Source organism: Jiangella asiatica, from assembly GCF_004349065.1.
Lineage (GTDB): Bacteria > Actinomycetota > Actinomycetes > Jiangellales > Jiangellaceae > Jiangella > Jiangella asiatica.
Genome location: NZ_SMKZ01000082.1, coordinates 1 through 20,937 on the forward strand (window position 1 = coordinate 1; position 20,937 = coordinate 20,937).

Below are 20,937 nucleotides of genomic sequence, written 5' to 3' on the forward strand. Positions count from 1 at the left end.
GTGATCTGCGGACACGCTGGCTCCTTCGGTGGGGGGAGGCGAATGAGTGCGTCGTCACGTCGTTCGGGGGTGGTGATGAGTGAGCGGGCTGCGACTGAGCTAGGGCCTCAGCCGGTGCAGAGTCCGGCCGCCGGGTCGAAGGCGAAGCCGTCGGACACCTCCGCCCCGGCTGGGATGGGCGGCAGGTCGTCGAACAGGTCGGGCTTCTCGGCCACGACGGCGTTGATCGGCCCGGGCGCGAAGACGGTGCTGACGTCGAACGTGCCGTCGATCGAGCCCAGGTCGTGCAGCGTCGTCACGGCGGCATCCAGCGCCGCGTAGTTGCACGCGGAGATGCGGGGATCGAGCTGGGCGACGTTGAACCGCATCGCCTCGCGGGCGATCTCGGGATCGAGGTTCGACAGCCAGCGGGCCGCGACCTCGGCGGCGTCGTCGGGGTTCTCCCGCATCCACTGGTCGGCCGCGGCGCGCGCGGTGAGGAAGGCCTCGACGACGTCTTGGTTGGCCTCGGCCCACTCGCGCTTGGCCACGATGTAGCCGACGAAGCCGATGTAGCCGCCGCCGCGAGCGACCTCGTAGGAGCCCTCCACCTGGTCCTCGATGATCATCGGCCACGGGTCCCAGACGATCGCCGCGTCGATGCCGCCGGTCTGCAGCGCCACGCCCATGTCCGGCGGCGCGGTGTTGATGATCTCGACGTCCTCGGGCACCATGCCGTGTGCTTCCAGCACCGACAGCAGGTAGAGGTGATTGATGGAGCCGACCGCCACGCCGATGTTCTTGCCGGCCAGCGACGCCAGGTCGCCTTCGACGATCCCGGACCCGTCGCGGGCGACGACGCCCATCGTCTCGTCGATGCCGAGCTGCGAGGCGCTGCCGGTGTAGTTGCCCAGGATCACGTAGTCCGCGCCGGACAGAACGGCGCCGATCAGCGGCGTGCCCACTTGCGCGATCTGGATCTGGTCGGTCTCGAGTGCGTTCAGCTGGTCGACGCCGGTCGCGAACGGCTCGGCCACCTCCACGACGACACCGGCGGCCTCGAAGTAGCCCTGGTCCAACGCGGCCGGCAGCCCGATCTGGTCGATCGCGCCAACCATGCCGGCAGACACCGTCTCCATGGCCGGATCCTCGGCCGTGGCCGGGGGATCGTCGGAGTCGCCACAGGCGACCAGGCCGGTGCAGACGAGCACGGCGAGGGTGGTTCGAATGACCGCTTTCTTGCGCGGGAGCATAGATTTCCAGCCTTCCCACGAGCGCGAACGGGCACGTCAGCGGTGCAAAGACCGCCGGCGGCGGATCGGTGATCCGATGTTTGCCAAGGACATTAACGTTCGCGAAATATGCGAGAAAAGGCCGAATTCGGGATAGCCGCTATTCGGTAGCCGGATAGTGCCATGTCACCGGCCCGCTTCCCATGATCATCAACGATTGGCGACGTCATGGTGTCGCCAACCGTTGATGATCACGGGAACGTGGCTCAGGCGTGGCCGGTCGCTGGGCCGGGCACGTCGGCCAGCAGATAGGCGGCCGTCACCAGCGGGATGTGGCTGAGCGCCTGCGGGAAGTTGCCGACCATGCGGCCGATTCGGGGGTCGTACTCCTCAGCCAGCAGGCCGAGGTCGTTGCGCAGGCTCAGCAGGTGCTCGAACAGGTCGCGGGCGCGCTCGGTCCGCCCCGTCAGATGCAACGCTTCGACCAGCCAGAACGCGCAGGCGAGGAAGGCACCCTCGTCGCCGGGGAGCCCGTCGACGCTGTGCTCGGTGCGGTAGCGCAGCACCAGACCGGAGTCGAGGCTGAGCTCGTCGACGATGGCATCGACGGTGCCGACGACCCGGGGGTCGTCCGGCGGCAGGAAGCCGACGATCGGGATCTGCAGCAGCGCGGCATCCAGCGCCGGGTGGCCGTAGGACTGGGTGAACGTGTTGCGCTGCGGGTCGTAGCCGTTCTTGAGGACATCGCTCATGATCGTGGCGCGCAGGGCCCGCCACCGGTCGCGATGTCCGGGCAGACCGTACGTCTCGATCTCGCGGGCGGTGCGGTCGGCCGCCACCCACGACATGACCTTGGAGTGCACGAAGTGCCGGCGCGGGCCGCGGATCTCCCACAGGCCCTCGTCGGGCCCGGTCCAGGCGCCCTCCAGGTGCTCCATGAGCTTCTCCTGCAGTGCCCAGACGTGCCGTTCCGGCGGCAGCCCGTGCTGGCGTGCCCGGGCGAGGGTGTCGATGACCTCGCCGTAGACGTCGATCTGCAACTGCTCGGCCGCGGCGTTGCCGACGCGCACCGGTTGTGACTTCTCGTAACCGGAGAGCCAGTCGATCTCGTACTCGGCCAACCGCCGCTCGCCGCCGAGGCCGTACATGATCTGCAGGTCGCCCGGGTTGCCGCCGATGGCCCGGATCAGCCAGTCGCGCCAGTGGCGGGCCTCGTCGTCGTAGCCGCTGCGAATCAGCGCGTCCAGGGTGAACGCGGAGTCACGTAGCCAGCAGTACCGGTAGTCCCAGTTGCGCACGCCGCCGATGCCCTCCGGCAGCGACGTCGTCGGCGCGGCGACGATGCCGCCGGTGGGCTCGTACGTCAGCGCCTTGAGCGTGAGCAGCGAACGCAGCACGGCCTCGCGGTAGGGGCCGTCGTACGTGCACTTGCCGGCCCAGTCGGTCCAGAACGCCTCGGTCTCGTCCAGCGCTCGCCGCGGGTCGGCCGGCTCGGCCGGCGGGCGGTGCGACGGCCCCCAGGCCAGCACGAAGCTGACCTGCTGGCCGGCCTCGACGGTGAAGTCCGAGTGTGTCGTGAGCGCGCGGCCGTAGGTCGGGACCTCGCAGTGCAGGGCGACGGAGTCCGGCCCGGCCACGCCGACGATCATGCCGTCGGTGCGGTGCATCCACGGCACCGACCGGCCGTAGTCGAACCGCAGGCGCAGCTCGCTGTGCATGGCGACCCTGCCGGTCAGCCCTTCGATGATGCGCACGACGTCGTGCTGGCCGGTGCTGGGCGGCATCAGGTCGATGACCTTGACGCTGCCGGTCGGAGTGTCCCAGACGTGCTCGAGGATCAGCGTGTCGCCGCGATACCCGCGCCGGTCCGCCGCGCCCCCGCCGGCCGGCGCGATGCGCCAGAACCCGTTGCGCGCGGTGCCCAGCAGGGAGGCGAAGCAGGCGGCGGAGTCGAACCGGGGCAGACACAGCCAATCGATGGTGCCGTCGCGGTCGACCAGCCCGGCGGTGTGGAGGTCGCCGATGATGCCGTGGTCCTCGATCAGGCCCGTCATGACACCTGTCTATCCGAGGGGTCCGGTTCGCGCAGGGACTCGCCGGGAGACGTTGCGTGGGAATCGTCACGATCGGCGGGCGCCGGGTCGTCCGCGTCGCGGCCGCGGGCCTCGGCCCGCACCAGCAAGACGAAGCCGCCCACGCCCACCACGGCGAAGATGAACCACTGGATCGCGTAGGACAGATGCGGGCCGGCCTCCGTCTCCGGCGGGGACAGGAGCTGCAGCTCCGTGTCGGCCGGTGGCTCCTGCTCGATCAGCTCGCCCCACGCCCCGTACAGCGGGTAGGGCAGGGCCGCGGCGATGCCCTCGACGTCGACGTACCGCACCGCGCCCGAGGACGGGTCGACGTCGTGACCACTCTCGCTGGAGCGGACCCGCGCGGTGACCGTGACCTCCCCAGACGGCGGCGGCGGGAGGTCGATCTCGTCGTCGTCGCGACCGTCGGCGGCGACGAAACCGCGGTCGACCAGCAGCGCGACGCCGTCGTCGGTGACCAACGGGGTGAGCGCGTGCACCCCGCGCTCGCCGTCGACCGGGCGGAGCCGCAGCAGGAGCTCGTTGCCGGTGTCGTACTCCCCGGTGACCACGACCGAGCGCCAGCGGTCGTCGTCGTCGAGCGGCTCGCCCGGCGGGGCGACCTCGGCGACCGGCACCGGCTCGCCGCCGACGTTGGCCTCGATGACGGCGTTGCGGTCCTGCCGCTGCTCGTTGCGGTCGAGCTGCCAGATCCCGAGCCGCACGCAGACGAGCACCAGCAGGACTCCCGCGAGAGTCCGGACCAGCCAGCGTCTCGTGGCCAGGAACCTGTACACCTCAATGACGGTAGCCGAGGGTGGGCTCGGCCCGGCGCGCAGGGCTTACGCTGGGATGGTGCTGGTAGACCGATACGGCCGTGTGGCCACCGACCTGCGTGTATCGCTGACCGATCGGTGCAACCTGCGCTGCACCTACTGCATGCCCGAGGAAGGCCTGGCCTGGTTGCCGCGCCAGGACATCCTCACCGACGACGAAGTGGTGCGGCTGGTGCGCATCGCGGTCCAGCGGCTGGGCGTGACCGAGGTGCGCTTCACCGGCGGGGAGCCGCTGCTGCGTCGCGGCCTGGTCGACATCGTCGCCGCCTGCGCCCGGCTGACCCCGCGCCCGGAGCTGTCGTTGACCACCAACGCCGTCGGGCTGGTCCGAGTCGCGGGTGCGCTCGCGGAGGCCGGACTCGACCGCGTCAACGGCTCACTCGACACCATCCGTGCCGACCGGTTCGAGGCGCTGACCCACCGGCGCCGCCTCGACGACGTCCTGGCCGGCCTGGCCGCCGCGCGGGCCGCCGGGCTCGAGCCGGTCAAGATCAACGCGGTGCTGATGCGCGGCATCAACGACGACGAGGCACCGGAGCTGCTGGCCTGGGCCCTCGAGCACGGCTACGAGCTGCGGTTCATCGAGCAGATGCCCCTGGACGCTCAGCACGGCTGGGACCGAAGCACTATGGTCACCGCCGACGAGATCCTCGCCTCGCTGCTCTCGGTGTTCTCGCTGACGCCGCTGCCCGACGAGGCCCGCGGCAGCGCACCCGCCGAAACCTGGCTGGTCAACGGCGGGCCCGAGCGCGTCGGCGTCATCGCGTCGGTCACTCGGCCCTTCTGCGGCGCGTGCGACCGCACCCGACTCACCGCCGAGGGCGAGGTGCGCAACTGCCTGTTCGCCCGCGACGAGTCAGACCTGCGCGGGCCGATGCGCGCCGGCGCCGACGACGAGGAGCTGGCGCGTCGCTGGCAGACCGCCATGGCGGGCAAGGCCGCTGGTCATGGCATCGACGACCCGGGGTTCCTGCAGCCGGCGCGGCCGATGTCGGCGATCGGCGGCTGACGTTCGGCGCGAATTTTCGCTATCAGCGTATTCGGCCGGAGATCGAAGCCGGCCCGGGAGATGAAGACGACGCCGGGCAGCCACGGGGGAAGCCGCCCGACGTCGCCGGTACGCAACGCACCGACGGGGGAATACGGAACGTGCGCGTGGGGAGTATTGCACGTGAGTCGACCTCTTCGGAAGGCCCTGTCAATGTTCCAGTCGATCTTTGCTCGGCGGGGCCGGTGGAAGCTGCGGCCGGGGCGGCGGAAGCACCGGCGCGAGCGTGCTGCCCCGTGGCTGGTGGGTCGCGTTGGCGATGACCACGGCGACGTACGGCAGCACCACCGCGCCGAGGATGAACACCCAGCGCAACCAGCCCTGCGTGACCACCGCGAGCGGCAGGCACGCGATGCGGATGCCCATCATGATGAGGTAGCGACGCTGCCGGCTGGCGACGTCGTTGCTGCGCCCGGCCGCGGCCGTGGTGACCATCGGCACCGGATCGCTCCGGCGACGCCCGAAGTGCCGCCCTGTCTCGCTCACACTCTCACGGTAGGTCAGAATCACCTCGCAGTGGCGTCCGGGGGCCGCCGTCGCAGCCCACCGGACCATCGACGAGGAGGAATACGATGAACCGCACCTACCGGGTCACCGAGATCGTGGGCACCTCCACCGAGGGTGTCGACGCCGCCGTGCGCAATGGCATCGACCGGGCCGCCCAGACACTGCGACACCTCGACTGGTTCGAGGTCACCGAGATCCGCGGCCAGATCGTCGACGGCCGGGTGGAGCACTTCCAGGTGGGCATGAAGGTCGGCTTCCGCCTCGAGGACGCCTGACCCTCACCCCGTCACCCGTCCCGCCCGCGCCAGCCTGCCACACACCCGCCCGAAATGATCACGTTCAGCACGAAATCTCGTGTCGCGCCATGCTCACAAGCCTCGTGACGCGCGGGAAATCCTGCTGAACGTGATTATTTGAGAGGAGGTAGCTCGCGGGGTCGCGGCGCAGCCCGCACGCCGGCATCCGGTAGCGTCGGCGCGGGTTCGCGTCGTCGGTGAGAGGAGAGCTGAACGTGAGTCGGTCCGTTCTGGTGACCGGTGGGAACCGCGGCATCGGGTTGGCCATCGCCCGCGCGTTCGCCGAGGCCGGCGACAACGTGACCATCACCCACCGCAGCGGCGAGCCGCCGGAAGGGCTGGCCGGCGTGCGCTGCGACGTCACCGACATGGAGTCCGTCGACGCCGCGTTCAGCGAGGTCGAGGCCGCACAGGGTCCGGTCGAGGTGCTGGTCGCCAACGCCGGAATCACCCGCGACACGCTGCTGCTGCGCATGAGTGAGTCCGACTTCACCGACGTGCTCGACACCAACCTGACCGGCGCGTTCCGGGTCGCCAAGCGGGCGGCGAAGGGAATGCTGCGGGCCCGGCACGGCCGGGTTGTGTTCGTGTCCAGCGTGGTCGGGCTGCTCGGGTCGCCGGGTCAGACGAACTACGCGGCGAGCAAGGCCGGCCTCGTCGGGCTGGCCCGGTCGATGGCCCGCGAGCTGGGCAGCCGCAACATCACCGCCAACGTCGTCGCGCCGGGTTTCGTCGAGTCGGACATGACGGCGGAGCTGAGCGACGAGCGGCGCACGGAGATCCTCGACGGTATCCCACTGGGCCGCTACGCCAGCGCCGACGAGGTCGCGCGGGTGGTCCGCTGGGTGGCCAGCGACGAGGCCGCGTATGTGACCGGTGCCGTCATTCCGGTGGACGGCGGATTGGGGATGGGACACTGATGGGCATTCTCGAGGGCAAGCGCGTGCTGGTCACCGGCGTGCTGACGGAGTCGTCGTTCGCCTTCCACGTGGCCAGGCTGGCGCAACTGGAGGGTGCGACGGTCGTGCTCACCGGGTTCGGCCGGCTGAGCCTGGTGGAGCGCATCGCGAAGCGGCTGCCGGAGCCGCCGCCGGTCATCGAGCTCGACGTGCAGAGCACCGAGCAGCTGGACTCCCTGGCCGAGCGGGTCGGCGAGCACGTCGACGGGCTGGACGGTGTGGTGCACTCGATCGGTTTCGCACCGCAGACGGCGCTGGGCGGCGCGTTCCTGGAGACCCCGTTCGAGGACGTGTCGACGGCGATCCACGTCAACGCGTTCTCGCTGAAGTCCCTCACCATGGCGACGCTCCCGCTGATGAAGGACGGCGGCTCCGTCGTCGGGCTGGACTTCGACGCCCAGGTCGCGTGGCCCGGCTACGACTGGATGGGCGTGGCGAAGGCCGGACTGGAGGCCACAGCTCGCTACCTCGCCAAGTACCTGGGCGAAAAGAACATCCGGGTCAACCTCATCTCCGCCGGGCCGGTCAAGACGATGGCGGCCCGCTCCATCCCGGGGTTCTCCGACTTCGAGGGCGTCTGGGACCAGCGCGCACCGCTCGGCTGGGACCTCGGTGACCCGGAGCCCGCCGCGCGCGGCGTCGTCGCCCTGCTGTCGGACTGGTTCCCCAAGACCACGGGCGAGGTCATCCACGTCGACGGCGGCGTGCACGCCGTGGGAGCGTGATGCCGGCGTGATACCCGCCGACCGGGACGGCAACATCCGGTTGGGCGGGCTGAGCTTCCGCGACCACTGGTTCGACGCTCCGCTGGACCACGCCGCGCCCGACGGCGAGACCATCCGGCTCTACGCGCGCGAGGTCGTCGCGACCGACCGGGCCTCGAACGGCAGCGCCGGCGACCTGCCGTGGCTGCTGTTCCTGCAGGGCGGCCCGGGCGGTAAGGCGACGCGGCCGGAGGGCGCGTCGGGCTGGGTCGGCCGCGCGGTGCGTGACTTCCGGGTGCTCCTGCTCGACCAGCGCGGCACGGGCCGGTCCACTCCGGCAACGGCGACGACGCTCGCCCGGCGCGGCGACGCGCGTGCCCAGGCCGACTACCTCGTGCACTTCCGGGCTGAGGCGATCGTCGCCGACGCGGAGCTGGTGCGCCGGTCGTTGCTCGGCGAGGGCCGCTGGCACGTGCTCGGGCAGTCGTACGGCGGTTTCTGTTCGCTGACGTACCTGTCGTTCGCGCCGACTGGGCTGGAGTCGGTGATGCTCACCGGCGGGCTGGCACCGGTCGCCGTCGGTGCCGACGACGTCTACCGCGCCACGTATGCGACGGTCGAGGCGAAGAACGCCGCCTTCCACGCGGCCTTCCCCTGGGCGCGGGAACGGCTGGCGGAGGTCGCGGCGCACCTGCGTGAGCACGAGGAGCGGCTGCCGGACGGGTCGCCGCTCACCGTGCCGCGGCTGCAGGCGCTCGGCCAGGCGCTGGGCGCGAGGTCTTCCGTCGCGGGCCTGGCGTACCTGCTCGAGGAGGCGTTCGTCGACGGCGTCGGCGGGCGGCGGCTGTCCGACACGTTCCTGGCCGGGGCCTGGCAGCGCCTCTCCTTCGCGTCCGGCCCGCTGTACGCCGTCCTGCACGAGGCATGTTACGGGCAGCGAGCACCGACCCGCTGGTCGGCGCAGCGGGTGCTGGAGTCGCTGCCGCGGTTCGCGCCCGACGCCTCGCCGCTGTTGCTCACCGGCGAGATGATCTACCCGTGGATGTTCGACGTCGACCCGTCGCTGCGGCCGCTGCGCGACGTCGCCGAGCTGCTGGCGCAGTGCGAGTGGGGGCCGCTCTACGACCTGGACCAGCTCGCCGCCAACGACGTCCCGGTGGCCGCCGCGCTGTACACCGGCGACATGTACGTCGACGCGGGGCTGTCGCGGCAGACGGCGGCCCTGGTGCGCGGCCTTCGGGCTTGGGAGACCAACGAGCACGAGCACGACGGCCTGCGCCAGACCGACGCCGTCGTCGACCGGCTGATCCGGATGAACCGCGGCGAGGAATGAGCATGAACGAGACCCTGGGCTTCACGATCGCGATGCGCGGCTACGACCGCGCCGAAGTCGAGGCGCTGCACGGGCGCATCGAACGGACGCTGGCGGGCACGGCCGGAGCGGACGCCGTCACCGCCGACGAGGTGCGGTCCTCGCAGTTCCGAGTGACCATGCGCGGCTACGACCTGCGCCAGGTCGACGACTACCTCGATACGGCGGCCGCCCAGCTCTCGACCGCAGCGCCCAACGCGCCCGCGACCGGTAGGGGCGCCGCCGCCGACTCCGCTCCTGACGACGACGGCTCGATGACGTCGTGGGCCGACGCCGTCGCCGAGCGGCACGCCCTGCTCGAAATCGCCGGCCGCGAGCAGGGGCGGCGGTTCCCCCGCGGCCGGTTCGCGAGAGGATACGACCTCGCCCAGGTCGACGCCTTCGTCGAACATGTGCGATCCACCCTGACCACGACGCTGACCCGCGCCGAGGTGGGCTCCGCCCGTTTCGACGTGCGGCGCGGCGGCTACCGCGAGGACGAGGTGGACACCTGGATGTCCGCCGTCGCGGCGCACACCCGGAGCTGACCGGGACTAGGCGGTGCGTTCGGTCGCCAGGTCGACGAGGTGGGAGAGCGCCTTGCGCCCGTCGTCGGTGACGTCGGCGGCGTCGAGGGCCGCCCGAGCATCGGACACCAGCTCGGCCAGCAGCGTCTCGACCCGGGCCAGCGCGCCGGTGTCGACCAGGATCGCCCGCAGCGCCTGGACACCGTCGAGGTCGAGTGTGGGGTCGCCGAGCCGCGTCGCGACCAGCTCGGCCTGCGCGGTCGAGGCCCGTTCCAGCGCGTAGGCCACCAGCAGGGTGCGTTTGCCCTCGCGCAGGTCGTCGCCGGTGGGCTTGCCGGTCAGGTCGGGGTCGCCGAATACGCCGAGGATGTCGTCGCGCAGTTGGAACGCCTCGCCGAGGGCCGACCCGAACCGGCGGTACGACGCCAGCAGCGGCTCGGGCGCGCCGGCCAGCGAGCCGCCCATGACCAGCGGGTGCTCGACGGAGTACCGCGCGGACTTGTACCGGATGACGGTGCGGGCCCGCTCGGCCTGCCCCTCCGGCGTCATCGCGCCGCTGACCTGCTCCACGACGTCGAGATACTGCCCGCCGCCGACCTCGGTGCGCATCCGGTCGAACACGGCCCGCGCCCGCCGGACCCGGGCGGCGTCGACGCCGTCGCCGTCCGAGGCAGCGGACTCGAACACCTCCGCGCTCCACGTCAGCATCAGGTCGCCGAGGAGGATGGCCGCCGCGGAGCCGAACGCGTCGGCGTCGCCGTGCCAGCGGGCCGAGCGGTGCAGCGCGGCGAACCGACGGTGGACGGCCGGCCGGCCGCGGCGGGTGTCCGAGCCGTCGATGAGGTCGTCGTGGACCAGCGCCGATGCCTGGAACAGCTCCAGCGCGGCGCCGACGTCGACCAGCGCCCGCTCCGCGGGATCGCCGCCGGCGGCCCGCCAGCCCCAGTAGCAGAACGTGGGACGCAGGTGCTTGCCGCCGGACAGGAAGGCCGCCGCCGCGTCGGCCAGCGGCGCGGTCCGCGGGCTGGCCGACGCGAGCATGCGCCGCTGCTCGTCGACGAAACCGTCCAGTCGCTGCTGGATGAGCGCCCGCAGGAGGCCGACGGGGTCGTCCGGGGTCGCCAGGGAAACGGTGGAGTCCACCTGCCAAGGCTAGGCGGCCCGCCGGTCACCGGCCCAGGGCGGCCTCGATGTCGCTGAGTCAGGTGCGCTCCCCGGTAGGTCGAGCTGCCCCAGACCGTGGAGTCGGTCGGTGGTCTGCTCAGGCGTGTCAGCCCAGCGCGGTGAGCCGGGTGCCGCCTTCGGCGATCGCCAGGACGGCGGCGCGCAGCTTCGCGATGAGGAACGGCGGTTCGTAGTCGGGGTCGTCCTTGGGTGGCCCGAGGTCGGCCTGGAGCTCGTACGGTGGGCGCGCCTGGTCCCAGGGGAGGACGGCGACGGTGACCGGGTCGCCGAGCGCGTGATCGTCGGGCAGGCACAGCTGGACGATCGCCTCGGCGCCGCCCACCCACGACCCGTACCGGCCGCTGGACCAGGTCGGCGTGGCGCAGCCATTGGGCAGCTCCAGCATGGCTGCGCCGTCGGACGGGGTGAGCGTGAAGCGCCCGTCGGCGTAGGTGAGGAGCCCGGCGGCGTCGACGCGATCGGCCTTGCCCCGGGCGGCCGCGGGCAGCACTTCGTCACCCGTCGCCGTGTCGACGACCATGCCGCCGTGTGCGCTGGTCGTCAGGCTGCCCCACCAGAGCTCGGCCACGGCAGCGTCCGCCGAGACCTGCACCTCGGCGAGGATGGAGCTCTTGCCCGGCGTGTCCTCGGTGGTGCCGGCGGGCGGATCCGGGTACGGGAGGGCGTGTCGCCAGGCCTCCTCGCCGTCGCGAGAGTCGAGCCCGATGAACACGACCTCCTCGATCGCACCGTTCATGCCCTCCTCGTCCCCGCAGAGCAGCGTGACGACGACCGTGGAGCCGGCGGCGACGTAGCCCGAACCGGTCTCGGGCCGCCAGCCGCAGGTGTCCGGCACCTGCCAGTCCCAGAGCCGGTCGCCGTCCTCCAGCGAGAAGCCGCTCAGCCTGCCGTCGTCCGGCGCGCCGCCGAGGGGACGTGATCGGTGAGGTCGAGGTTGTAGCTCCGGTACGACGCGCCGAGGCCGCCGACGTCGTCGAAGCCGAGCTCGCCGCTGTCGCCGTGGAACGCGACGAGCCGCTGACCGCCCTCGCTGTCGTTGCCGGACGCGAAGGTCGCCATGACCCAGGCGCCGGACGGGCTGGCGCTGATGTCCCTCGCCTCGGCGCCGGACACCCGGTAGTGCCACAGCTCCTCACCGGTCTCGGCGTCGAGCGCGACGACGCCGTCGTCCACCAGGATCGCGACGCCGTTCGCGGTGGACACGACCGTCTCCCACGACAGCTGCTCGCCGTTCGGGGTGTCCCACTGCCAGGCGACCTGCTCCGGTGCGCCGACCGGAGCCACCGGCTCGGCGGGCGCGGCGGTCGTCGCGTCGATCGGCGCGCGCTGGACGACGACGGCCGCAGCGACACCAGCTGCTCCGGCGGCGAGGGCCGTGAGCAGGGCGAGGGACCAGGCTGCGATGGGCCGGGCGGCGACGGCGCCCGGTCCGTTCACGGCGAACAGTGCGCAGCCGACGGTCAGCAGGGTGACCCCGGCCGCATAGAGCGGCAGCGCCGGCGCCACCAGCCCGCCGTCCAGCTCGGTGAGGACCTGCCACCACGCGTAGGCGGCGCAGCAGGCGGCGATGACGGCAGCCACGATCGACCAGCGTCGACACAGCCGGGCGAGCAGCCGGACGTCGTGCTCCGGCGCCCGCCGCATCGGCACTGACAGCACGAGCGCGACCACGAGGGCGAGCACCACGACCGCCGCACCGGCCACGGCCGGCCACGGGAACTCGTCGCGGCCGGGCTCGACGGGCTCGAGCCACCCCGCCACGGACAGGGCCAGACCCGCGGCGACCAGGCCGGTTCCAACCGCCGCCAGCAAGGCGGGCCGCCGTGGCCCGGTCGCGGTGAGTTGCGCGTCGGTGGCCTGCCCGGGCTCTCGATCAGACGACGACGTGGGCGGACGCGACACCGTGACACCTTGGTTGACTCCACATGACGGGGCAGTATGCCAGCGGGTCGCCGCCGTGCCGCGGCTGGTCATCCATGCTGCCGCGTCAGGACGGACGGCGCTCGAGCGCGGCGCGGCGCTTGGCGACACGAACCCCGTCGTCGACGTACGGACAGCCGCCACAGAACGCTGCCGGGGAGTGCGCGGCGTCGCGTGGACGCAAGTCGTGTTCGACGTACTTGAGGCAGCAGGTGCCCTTGACGGAGGTGACGGCGAGCCCGCCGGACCAGGGCACCTCGACGAGTCGCGGCCGGCGGCGGATCGGTGCGCCCAGGTCGGTGAGGCGGTCGACGACGTCCTGGGTGCGCCGCCACGCCGTCGACGGGTCGAGCCCGCCGAGGCTGGCCGCGAGCACGGTCGGGCCGCCGAGCCGGTCGGCGACGGAGCTCCACATGGTCCGCACGCCGTAGGGCGCGTTGGCGGCGACGGTGTCGATGACCGGCGCGAGGACGCGGTGCAGCCGGAGCGCGACGGCGCCCGCGTCGACGTCGTCGTCGATCCGGCCACCGGTGAGCGCGAGCACGTCGAACTGGTCGTGCTCGGCGTGGACGTACGTCGTCGGCGGGTCAAGCGGCAGGCCGCGCTCCTCGAGCAGGTAGGCGGCGATCAGCGGGGTGGCGACGCAGCCGGTGAGCCGCAGCACCAGATAGGACGCGGCGACGTTGCGGTGTCCGCCGGTGGCCCGGGCGATGCGGCCGAGCCAGCCCTGGACGGTGCGCGGTTCGGTGATCGCGTCGGTGAGCCGGGTCCAGCCGCCGTGGGTCGTGGAGCCGGTGGGGCCGGGACGGTCGACCGTGGCGGCGTCGTCGACGGTGGTGGCGAAGCCGAAGGTGTCGTGCACGCGCTCCAACCGCAGCGCGGCGGCGCTGAGCAGGGCCGTCTCGGTGAGTACGCCGGGCATCGAGGTCCAGGGTCGAGTGATTCGCCGTTAGGTATGACTAACCTAATGCACCCGCCGGCGTACGCCAACCTTCACGAGCTGAGACGGATGTGTCCATAAAGCGGACTCGTCGGTACGCTGGCCGGATGGCTCTCGGTCTTCCTTCGACGATGCCCGGCGGTGCGCGCACCATCCGGGACCTGTTGGCGTCGGGGGAGCGGTCGTTCTCCTTCGAGTTCTTCGCCCCGAAGACCGAGCAGGCCGAGGTGTCGTTCTGGCAGACCATGCGTGAGCTGGAGCGGTTGCGGCCCACGTTCGTGTCGGTGACGTACGGCGCCGGCGGCACCACGCGCGACAGCACCGTCCGCGTCACCGAGGGCATCGCGCGCGACACCACCCTCACCGTCGTCGGGCACCTGGCGGCGGTCAACCACTCGGTGGCCGAGCTGCGCAACGTCCTCGGCCAGTACGCCGACGCCGGCGTCCGCAACTTCCTCGCCGTGCGCGGCGACCCGCCCGGTGACCCGCGCGGCGAATGGGTCGCGCACCCGGAGGGGCTGGAGTACTCCGAGCAGCTGGTCCAGCTGATCCGGGCCCACGGCGACTTCTGCGTCGGCGTCGCGGCGTTCCCGGAGAAGCACCCCCGCTCGCCCGACCTGGACACCGACGTGCGGTTCCTGGTCCGCAAGTTCCAGTCCGGCGCCGACTACGCCATCACCCAGATGTTTTTCCACGCCGACGACTACCTGCGGCTACGCGACCGAGTCGCGGCGGCCGGAGGAGAGGCGCCGATCATCCCGGGCATCATGCCGGTGACGAACGTCAAGCAGATCCAGCGATTCTCGGTGCTGTCCGGCGCGGACTTCCCGGCCCCGCTGGCCGAGCGCCTGCTCGCCGTCGAGGACGATCCCGAGGCTGTGCGGTCCATCGGCATCGAGGTGGCGACGCAGTTGTGCGAGCGGCTACTCGCCGAGGGCGCCCCCGGGCTGCACTTCATCACGCTGAACAAATCGACCGCGACGCGGCGCATCTACGAGGAACTCGGCGTCAGCGCCTTCCCATGATCATCAACGATCTCCGGCGTCATGGCACCCGAGATCGTTGATGATCATGGGGGCGAGGGCGGGCGCTAGGGCCGGCCGACGAGGTCTGTGACGATGGCTGCGGAGATGGCCACCAACGGCACCCCCGGACCCGGATGAGCGCCGGCACCGGCCAGGTACAGGCCGCGCAGCCGGGTGAGGTTGGCCGGGCGGCGCAGGAGCGCGACGGAGTCGCCGTGGACGCCGCTGCCGCCGTGGACCCGCCCGCCTGGGGTGCTCAGCTCGCGCTCCAGGTCGTACGGGGTGCGGACGGTGCTCGCGACCGGGCTGCGGCCGAGGTCGACACCCGCCGCACCGACCGTCGCGAGGAGCTCAGCCGCCGACGCGGCAGCGCGGCCGGGAGCCGTCCAGTCGATCGCATCGGTCTCGTCCGTCGGGGCCAGGGTGTGCGGTGGCGCCGGAGCATGCAGCACCCAGCCGCCGGGCTGGGCGACGACGGTGACGGCCGCGCCCTCGCCGGGGAACACGATGGTGCGCAGCGGGAGCTCGGCGGGCCGCTCGTCGTCGGCTCGGTCCCGGGCGACGACGACGGTGAGCACGGAGGCTGCCGCCGTTGCGGACGAGTGCGCCGCATCGCGCGGGCCGAGGTTGTCGCGCGACCACCAGTGCCGCCGCGGCTGCCGCCGGCCGCCCAGCAGATCAGCGGGCAGCAGGCTCGTGGGTGCCGCCCATACGACGACGTCGGCCGACACCAGCTCGCCGCTCGGCGGCATCGGCTTGCCCTCGGCGGGCGACGGCTTGCCCTCGGCGGGCGACGGCTTGCCCTCGGCCAGGCGCACGGCTGAGACCCTGCCTCCGTCGTCGACGACCTCGGCGACCCGCGCCCCGAACCGGAACCGGGTGCCACGCTGCGCCGCCCTGTCGTGCAGGACCTCGGCGAGCCGCCGCATGCCGCCGCCCACCGTCCACATACCGAACGTCTGCTCCATATAGGGAAGTGCGGTCAGCGCGGCCGGTGCGGTCGAGGGCTGCTCGCCGATCGCGGTCGCGTACGTGCCGAGGAACGACCGCAGCCGATCGTCGCGGAGCAGGCCCGTGGCGACGTCGTGGAGCGAGCCGTCCGCGCCTCGCCCCGGCCCGTCCCGGCCGGGGCCCGTTCGCCGCGAGCCGGCGCGGACCCCGTCGTCGTGCCCCACGACAGCGGGCCGCAGCCGCCGCCAGGTGCGCTCGCCGTGCTGGACCACGGCGTCCCACTGCGCGCCGGCGCCGTCACCAAGCGCTTCGTCGAGGGCGCGCATAGCCCCGGCCCGGGTCGCGTTGGGCACGTCGACGTGTCCGCCCTGCGCGAACACCAGCCGGACCGCGGGCTCCACCGGCGCGACGCCCAGCTCGCGCTCCAGCGGCCGGCCGGTCTTGCGGAACAGGTCGCGCAGGACCGCGGGTAGCGTGAACGCGGGGGCGCCCAGGTCGACGTCGTCACCGCTGAGCTGGCCACCCGGGCGGTCGGCCGCCTCGAGGACGGTCACGTCGTGCCCGAAGTCGGACAGTGCCAGGGCGGTGCACAACCCGGCCAGGCCGGCCCCCACGACGACGACGCGCGCCATGGAGGTGCCGGCTCAGGCCTCGACGTCGACGGGTGTGCCGCCGGTGACGCGCAGGAGCTCGTCGAACGTCGTCGGGAAGACGGTGTGCGGGTGGCCGGCGGCCGCCCAGACCTGAGGGTGCCGGGCGAGCCAGGTGTCGACGAGCGTGCGCACGGGCCGCGGGTGGCCCACCGGTGCGACGCCGCCGATCGGCTGCCCGGTGTGAGTGCGGACGAACTCCGGTGTGGCGCGGCCGACCCGCTCCGCGCCAGCGGCCTTGGCCAGCAACGACGTGTCGGCGCGGTGGGCGCCGCTGGTCAGCACCAGCAGCGGCGTGCCGTCGCAGTCGAAGATCAGCGAGTTGGCGATGGCGCCGACCTCGCAGCCCAACTGTTGGGCCGCGGCGGCCGCTGTCGGTGCGGAATCCGGCAGGACAACGACGTCGCCGACGACCCCCGAGGCCGCCAGCGAGGCGCGCACGCGCTGGACGTTCGGATGGGCCGAGGCGCGGTCGGAAGTAGGGCTCGTCACAGCCTACGACCCTACCCCCGGCCCGACCGTTGACGCGTTGTCGGTGGCCGGGTGTACAGTCGTTGATGTAGTCGAACAAAAGTTCGAACATGATCCCGGAGGCGGCAATGACGGTTGAGTACCAGCAGGTCAACAGCCTGGCGCATGGCGTGCCGGCGCGGCGGTCGCGCCCGCCGATGGGTCACGCGGCACTCGACCTGATCGATCACGCCCGCTCGTGCCTGGCCGAGGCGGCGGCCGCGGTACACGCCACCGACAGGTTCGCTGCGGCGCATCTCGCGGCGTTGCGCGCCGCGGCGGCCGTGCTGGCGGCGCGGGCGCGCCCCGTCGACGCCCGACGGGGACGTGGCAGGCGCGGTCACGGTCCGCGCAACGTGTGGGAGCTGCTGCCTGGCGTGGCCCCGGAGCTGGCGGAGTGGTCGGCGTTCTTCGGCGCCAACGCCGGCAAACGTGCCGCGGCCCAGGCCGGTCTGCCCGGTGCCGTCAGCCCGCGCGAGGCCGACGATCTCCTGCGTGCGGCCGACACGTTCATGGGCCTGGTGTGCGTGCTGCTCGGGCTGCCGTACCAGGAGCCCATCGACGGGCCGGTGGTCGCGTTGGTCAGAGCCCCGTCCTGATCGGGAAGGCTTGGGGCGGTTCACGCGTTAGACGTGGTGTCCTGTCTGTTCGATGTCGGGAGTTCTGCCATGGCTGACGGCAGCGATCTGTACGAGCTCATCGACGAGCCGCCCGAACTGGAGTCCCCGGTGCTGGTGTACTGGTTCGACGGCTTCATCGACGCCGGCCGGGCCGGCGGCGGGCTTGTCGATCACCTGCTCGCCACGCTCGACACCGAGGTGGTCGCGCGTTTCGACGTGGACGGCCTCATCGACTACCGCGCCCGCCGGCCGGAGATGCGCTTCGCCGACGGCGCCTTCCAGGACTACGACGCGCCCGAGCTGACGCTGCGCCTGGTCCGCGACGACGGCGGGTCCCCGTTCCTGCTGCTGTCCGGCCCGGAGCCGGATGTCCGCTGGGAGGCGTTCGTCTCCGCGGTCACCCAACTCATCGAGCGCCTGGGCGTCAAACTGTCGATCGGCGTCCACGGCATCCCCAACCCGGTTCCGCACACGCGACCGCTCAGCGTGCTCACCCACGCCAACCGTCCCGGCCTCCTCGACGACGCGGCTTTGGTCGACGTCGAGCTGCGGGTGCCGGGCAACGTCTCATCCCTGCTGGAGTACCGGCTGGGTCAGGCCGGCCATGACGCCATCGGCCTCGTGGCGCGGGTGCCGCACTACCTCGCCGAGTCCGAGTACCCCCAGTCGACGCTGACCCTCTTGCGGGCGCTGAGCGCGGCCACCGGCCTGCTGCTCCCCGCCGGTGAGCTGGTCGACGCCTCCCGTCGCGCCGACGAGCTGGTCCGTGAGCAGGTCGAGGGCAACGAGCAGGTCGCCCGGGTCGTGCACGCGCTGGAGAGCCAGTACGACGCCTTCGCCGGCGGCGAGTCCCGCGGCAGCCTCATCGCCCAGCAGCGTGCCGTCCCCAGCGCCGACGAGATCGGCGCCGAGCTCGAGCAGTTCCTCGCCGACCTCGACAACGACGACCCCTCCGACGACGGCGACGACCGCGAGCCCTCCGACGACTGACCGGTTCGAAACGCCCGATCCGTGCGCCTGAGCGGCCGATGCGAGCTGACGGGCTCGAGCTTCATCGTGTGCGTCACGTCGTGGGCGTGAGTTGCGTTCCTACCGCCCAGAATGGCCGTCCAGCATGACCCACGCCCACAACACCACTGACATCAGGCGCCAGGAACGACGGCGGCGTGCGAGACCAGTGTCATGGCTGCCCGGCGATCAGGAGTCGTCGGGGCGGCGGCGCAGGCGCTTGAGCTGACCGTGCTGCTTCTTCCGGTCGATCCGGCGAGCCGTCGACGCGCGGGACGGCTTGGTGGGTCGGCGCCGCGGCGCGGGCGGGCGCAGCGCCTCCTCCAGCAGGCGCGCCAGCCGATCGGTCGCGGCCTGCCGGTTGCGCAGCTGCGATCGGTGCTCCGACGCGACGACGGTCAGGACGCCGTCGACCATTCGCCCGCCGAGCCGCTCGACGATCCGGTCCCGCGCGGCCGGGCTCAGTGCCCGCGACGCGGTGACGTCGAAGGAGAGCTCGACCCGCGAGTCCGTGGTGTTGACGCCCTGGCCGCCCGGCCCACTGGAGCGGGAGAAGCGCCAGCTGAGCTCGTCGTCGGGGATGACGATCGTCTCGCGAATGCGTACCGGCGCCACGAGACCATTCTGTCGCCCGCCTCCCGCCGCGGCGAAACGGCTGGACGTCGAAGCGGTCATAAAAGGGACACATCGGGCGCGATGGGTCGTACACTCGCACCGAGTAACGAGTGACCAGCGGCGATCGGCCCTGCGGCGGAGCATGGGCGGCCGGCTGCCTCGCTGCGAGGGGGGTCTCGTGATGACCGATCCGTTCCGAACCGACGCGCCTCCCGGCCGGCCCGTGCTGGTGGTGATCGAGCACGATCCGGCCGATCGGCGCATCGGCGAACATCTGCGCAAGCGCTACGGCGGCGACTACGACGTCGCGGACGAGCAATCCTGCGCGGACGGCCTGGCCAGGCTGCACGCGCTGCGCGAGCAGGAGGTCCCGGTCGCCCTCGTGTTGTGCGACCGAGGTCCGGCAGGTCGGCGCCCGGACGGCAGCCTCGCCGTCGGCGGCAGAGCCGCTGGCGCCACCACCGCCGATGCTGCGATCGGCACGGCCGTCGACGAGTTCTTCGGGCACGTCAAGGCGATGTATCCGGAGGCGAAGCGGGCGCTGGTCGTCGACTGGGGCGCGTGGGCCGACCGCGCCACCGCCGACTCGATCCTGCAGCTCATCGCCGTCGGCAAGATCGACTACTACGCGCTGCGTCCCTGGCGCGCGCCGGACGAGTTCTTCCACCGTACGGTCACCGAGTTCCTCCTCGAATGGGAACGCGCGGCCTCGATGGCGCCGCGCGAGGTGACGGTGGTCGGTGAGCACTGGTCGGCCCGCGCCCACGAGCTGCGCAGCCTGTTGGTTCGCAACGGGGTCCAGCACACGTTCCACGCCAGCGACACCCCCGCCGGTCAGGCGGCGCTGCAGGCGGCCGGACTGCCTGCCGGGATCGCCCAGCCAGTGGTGCTGCTTCGCGACGGCCGGGTCCTGGTCGACCCGACGAACGCTCAGGTCGCCGACGCGTACGGGGTGAGCACCCAGCTCGGCGACGACACCGAGTTCGACGTGATCATCGTGGGCGCGGGGCCGGCGGGGCTGGCCGCGGCGGTCTACGCCTCGTCGGAAGGGCTGCGCACGCTTGTCATCGAGCGGGAGTCGATCGGCGGGCAGGCCGGCTCGAGCTCGTTGATCCGCAACTACCTGGGTTTCGCCCGCGGCATCTCCGGTGCCGACCTCGCCCAGCGCGCCTACCAGCAGGCGTGGGTCTTCGGCACGACGTTCCTTCTGATGCGTGAGCTCGTGTCCATCGAAACCGAGGGTGAGTGGCACATCGTCACCGCCAACGACGGCGAACGCGCGAGGGCACGGACGGTCGTGCTGGCGACCGGGGTGAGCTATCGGCGCATCGGTGTGCCGGCCCTGGAGAGGTTCGAGGGCGCCGGTGTGTTCTACGGCGCGTCCGTCTCCGAGGCCCGGGCACTGACCGGCGAGGACGTGTTCGTGGTCGGCGGAGGCAACTCGGCCGGGCAGGCCGCCATGTACTTGTCGCGGTACGCGCGCTCGGTGACGCTGCTGGTGCGCGGGGCCTCGCTGGCCGAGAGCATGTCGCAGTACCTCATCGACTCAATCGACGCCGCCGGCATCCGGGTGTGCCTGCGCACGGAGGTCGTCGACGGCGGTGGCGACGGCCGGCTGGTCTGGATCGGACTGCGCGATCGGGGGACCGGCGCGATGCGCCGCGAGCGCGCCGGCGGCCTGTTCGTCCTCATCGGCGCCCTGCCGCACACCGAATGGCTGCCCGAGCGCATCGAGCGGGATCAATGGGGCTACCTGTTCACCGGCCCGGACGTGATGGAGAGCCACGCGGTGAGCCGCTGGCCGCTGCGGCGCCAGCCGCTGATGCTGGAGACCTGCGTGCCCGGCGTCTTCGCCGCGGGCGACGTGCGCCGCCGGTCGGTCAAGCGGGTGGCGTCGGCGGTGGGTGAGGGGTCGGTCGTCATCCAGCAGGTGCACGAGGTGCTCTCCGGACACAGCCCGACGACGGCGTCCGCGCGGCCAGGTGCCGGGCCGGCCCAGCCC

General features: G+C 72.2%; 21 protein-coding genes. 10 read left to right on the forward strand and 11 right to left on the reverse strand.

Annotated elements, in window-relative coordinates:
* Window positions 1–107: 107 nt before the first annotated feature.
* The 3 genes from E1269_RS30390 to E1269_RS30400 form a co-directional block, all read right to left on the reverse strand.
* Window positions 108–1,118 carry an ABC transporter substrate-binding protein gene (locus tag E1269_RS30390; protein ID WP_131901733.1) on the reverse strand — a complete coding sequence of 337 codons (1,011 nt, stop codon included), beginning with the start codon at window positions 1,116–1,118 and terminating at the stop codon, window positions 108–110.
* Window positions 1,119–1,477: 359 nt separating this feature from the next.
* The gene (locus E1269_RS30395) at window positions 1,478–3,265 is read right to left on the reverse strand and encodes a glycoside hydrolase family 15 protein (protein WP_131901735.1); all 1,788 of its coding nucleotides are present in this window, start codon (window positions 3,263–3,265) and stop codon (window positions 1,478–1,480) included.
* On the reverse strand, window positions 3,262–4,080 hold the full coding sequence (locus tag E1269_RS30400) for an SURF1 family cytochrome oxidase biogenesis protein (protein WP_162606698.1): 819 nt from the start codon (window positions 4,078–4,080) through the stop codon (window positions 3,262–3,264). Before E1269_RS30400 ends, E1269_RS30395 begins: the two co-directional genes overlap by 4 nt.
* Before the next feature lie 58 nt (window positions 4,081–4,138).
* Between E1269_RS30400 and moaA the strand changes: the two genes are divergently transcribed.
* Window positions 4,139–5,128, forward strand: a complete 990-nt coding sequence (gene moaA, locus E1269_RS30405) for a GTP 3',8-cyclase MoaA (protein ID WP_239001084.1) — start codon at window positions 4,139–4,141, stop codon at window positions 5,126–5,128.
* Between the two features lie 189 nt (window positions 5,129–5,317).
* On the opposite strand, the gene E1269_RS30410 is transcribed toward moaA, so the two are convergent.
* Window positions 5,318–5,653 (reverse strand): DUF3099 domain-containing protein, encoded by a 336-nt coding sequence (locus tag E1269_RS30410; protein ID WP_203434235.1) that lies wholly within the window; start codon window positions 5,651–5,653, stop codon window positions 5,318–5,320.
* 86 nt (window positions 5,654–5,739) lie between these two features.
* On the opposite strand from E1269_RS30410, the gene E1269_RS30415 reads away from it, so the two are divergent.
* From E1269_RS30415 to E1269_RS30435, 5 genes are all read left to right on the forward strand, one after another.
* Entirely contained in the window at window positions 5,740–5,949 is a 210-nt protein-coding gene (locus E1269_RS30415; protein WP_131901741.1) for a dodecin, read from the forward strand.
* Window positions 5,950–6,185: 236 nt separating this feature from the next.
* Window positions 6,186–6,890 (forward strand): beta-ketoacyl-ACP reductase, encoded by a 705-nt coding sequence (gene fabG, locus E1269_RS30420; protein WP_131901743.1) that lies wholly within the window; start codon window positions 6,186–6,188, stop codon window positions 6,888–6,890.
* Window positions 6,890–7,654, forward strand: coding sequence for an enoyl-ACP reductase FabI (gene fabI / locus E1269_RS30425; protein WP_131901745.1), 765 nt, complete (start codon window positions 6,890–6,892; stop codon window positions 7,652–7,654). The genes fabG and fabI overlap by 1 nt, the downstream gene beginning before the upstream one ends.
* A gap of 7 nt (window positions 7,655–7,661) precedes the next feature.
* Window positions 7,662–8,966 carry an alpha/beta fold hydrolase gene (locus tag E1269_RS30430; RefSeq protein WP_203434236.1) on the forward strand — a complete coding sequence of 435 codons (1,305 nt, stop codon included), beginning with the start codon at window positions 7,662–7,664 and terminating at the stop codon, window positions 8,964–8,966.
* A 2-nt stretch (window positions 8,967–8,968) separates the two neighbouring features.
* Window positions 8,969–9,532: a DivIVA domain-containing protein gene (locus tag E1269_RS30435; protein WP_162606699.1), complete on the forward strand. Its 564-nt coding sequence runs from the start codon at window positions 8,969–8,971 to the stop codon at window positions 9,530–9,532.
* Window positions 9,533–9,538: 6 nt separating this feature from the next.
* On the opposite strand, the gene E1269_RS30440 is transcribed toward E1269_RS30435, so the two are convergent.
* The 4 genes from E1269_RS30440 to E1269_RS30460 form a co-directional block, all read right to left on the reverse strand.
* Window positions 9,539–10,654, reverse strand: a complete 1,116-nt coding sequence (locus tag E1269_RS30440; RefSeq protein ID WP_203434237.1) for a polyprenyl synthetase family protein — start codon at window positions 10,652–10,654, stop codon at window positions 9,539–9,541.
* Window positions 10,655–10,781: 127 nt separating this feature from the next.
* A complete protein-coding gene (locus E1269_RS32615) occupies window positions 10,782–11,531 on the reverse strand; it encodes a hypothetical protein (RefSeq protein ID WP_162606700.1) in 750 nt (249 codons plus the stop codon).
* Window positions 11,532–11,575: 44 nt separating this feature from the next.
* On the reverse strand, window positions 11,576–12,598 hold the full coding sequence (locus E1269_RS30455; protein ID WP_162606701.1) for a PQQ-binding-like beta-propeller repeat protein: 1,023 nt from the start codon (window positions 12,596–12,598) through the stop codon (window positions 11,576–11,578).
* An 85-nt stretch (window positions 12,599–12,683) separates the two neighbouring features.
* On the reverse strand, window positions 12,684–13,538 hold the full coding sequence (locus E1269_RS30460) for a ferric iron reductase (RefSeq protein ID WP_131901755.1): 855 nt from the start codon (window positions 13,536–13,538) through the stop codon (window positions 12,684–12,686).
* A 125-nt stretch (window positions 13,539–13,663) separates the two neighbouring features.
* On the opposite strand from E1269_RS30460, the gene metF reads away from it, so the two are divergent.
* Entirely contained in the window at window positions 13,664–14,581 is a 918-nt protein-coding gene (gene metF / locus E1269_RS30465) for a methylenetetrahydrofolate reductase [NAD(P)H] (protein WP_131901757.1), read from the forward strand.
* 65 nt (window positions 14,582–14,646) lie between these two features.
* Here the strand turns inward: metF and E1269_RS30470 are convergent, their stop codons facing one another.
* Together E1269_RS30470 and E1269_RS30475 are read right to left on the reverse strand one after the other, a co-directional pair.
* Complete coding sequence (locus E1269_RS30470; RefSeq protein WP_131901759.1) at window positions 14,647–16,164, reverse strand: phytoene desaturase family protein; 1,518 nt, start codon at window positions 16,162–16,164, stop codon at window positions 14,647–14,649.
* Between the two features lie 12 nt (window positions 16,165–16,176).
* Window positions 16,177–16,674 (reverse strand): YbaK/EbsC family protein, encoded by a 498-nt coding sequence (locus E1269_RS30475; RefSeq protein ID WP_203434238.1) that lies wholly within the window; start codon window positions 16,672–16,674, stop codon window positions 16,177–16,179.
* 107 nt (window positions 16,675–16,781) lie between these two features.
* Between E1269_RS30475 and E1269_RS30480 the strand changes: the two genes are divergently transcribed.
* Together E1269_RS30480 and E1269_RS30485 are read left to right on the forward strand one after the other, a co-directional pair.
* On the forward strand, window positions 16,782–17,291 hold the full coding sequence (locus E1269_RS30480) for an SAV_6107 family HEPN domain-containing protein (protein WP_203434239.1): 510 nt from the start codon (window positions 16,782–16,784) through the stop codon (window positions 17,289–17,291).
* A 69-nt stretch (window positions 17,292–17,360) separates the two neighbouring features.
* Window positions 17,361–18,302, forward strand: coding sequence for a proteasome assembly chaperone family protein (locus E1269_RS30485; protein ID WP_131901761.1), 942 nt, complete (start codon window positions 17,361–17,363; stop codon window positions 18,300–18,302).
* Window positions 18,303–18,509: 207 nt separating this feature from the next.
* Here E1269_RS30485 and arfB read toward each other — a convergent pair whose 3' ends face one another.
* Window positions 18,510–18,935 (reverse strand): alternative ribosome rescue aminoacyl-tRNA hydrolase ArfB, encoded by a 426-nt coding sequence (gene arfB / locus E1269_RS34495; RefSeq protein ID WP_239001085.1) that lies wholly within the window; start codon window positions 18,933–18,935, stop codon window positions 18,510–18,512.
* A gap of 181 nt (window positions 18,936–19,116) precedes the next feature.
* Here arfB and E1269_RS30495 point away from each other — a divergent pair.
* A partial coding sequence (locus E1269_RS30495) for an NAD(P)/FAD-dependent oxidoreductase (RefSeq protein WP_131901765.1) occupies window positions 19,117–20,937 on the forward strand: 1,821 nt, incomplete at its 3' end.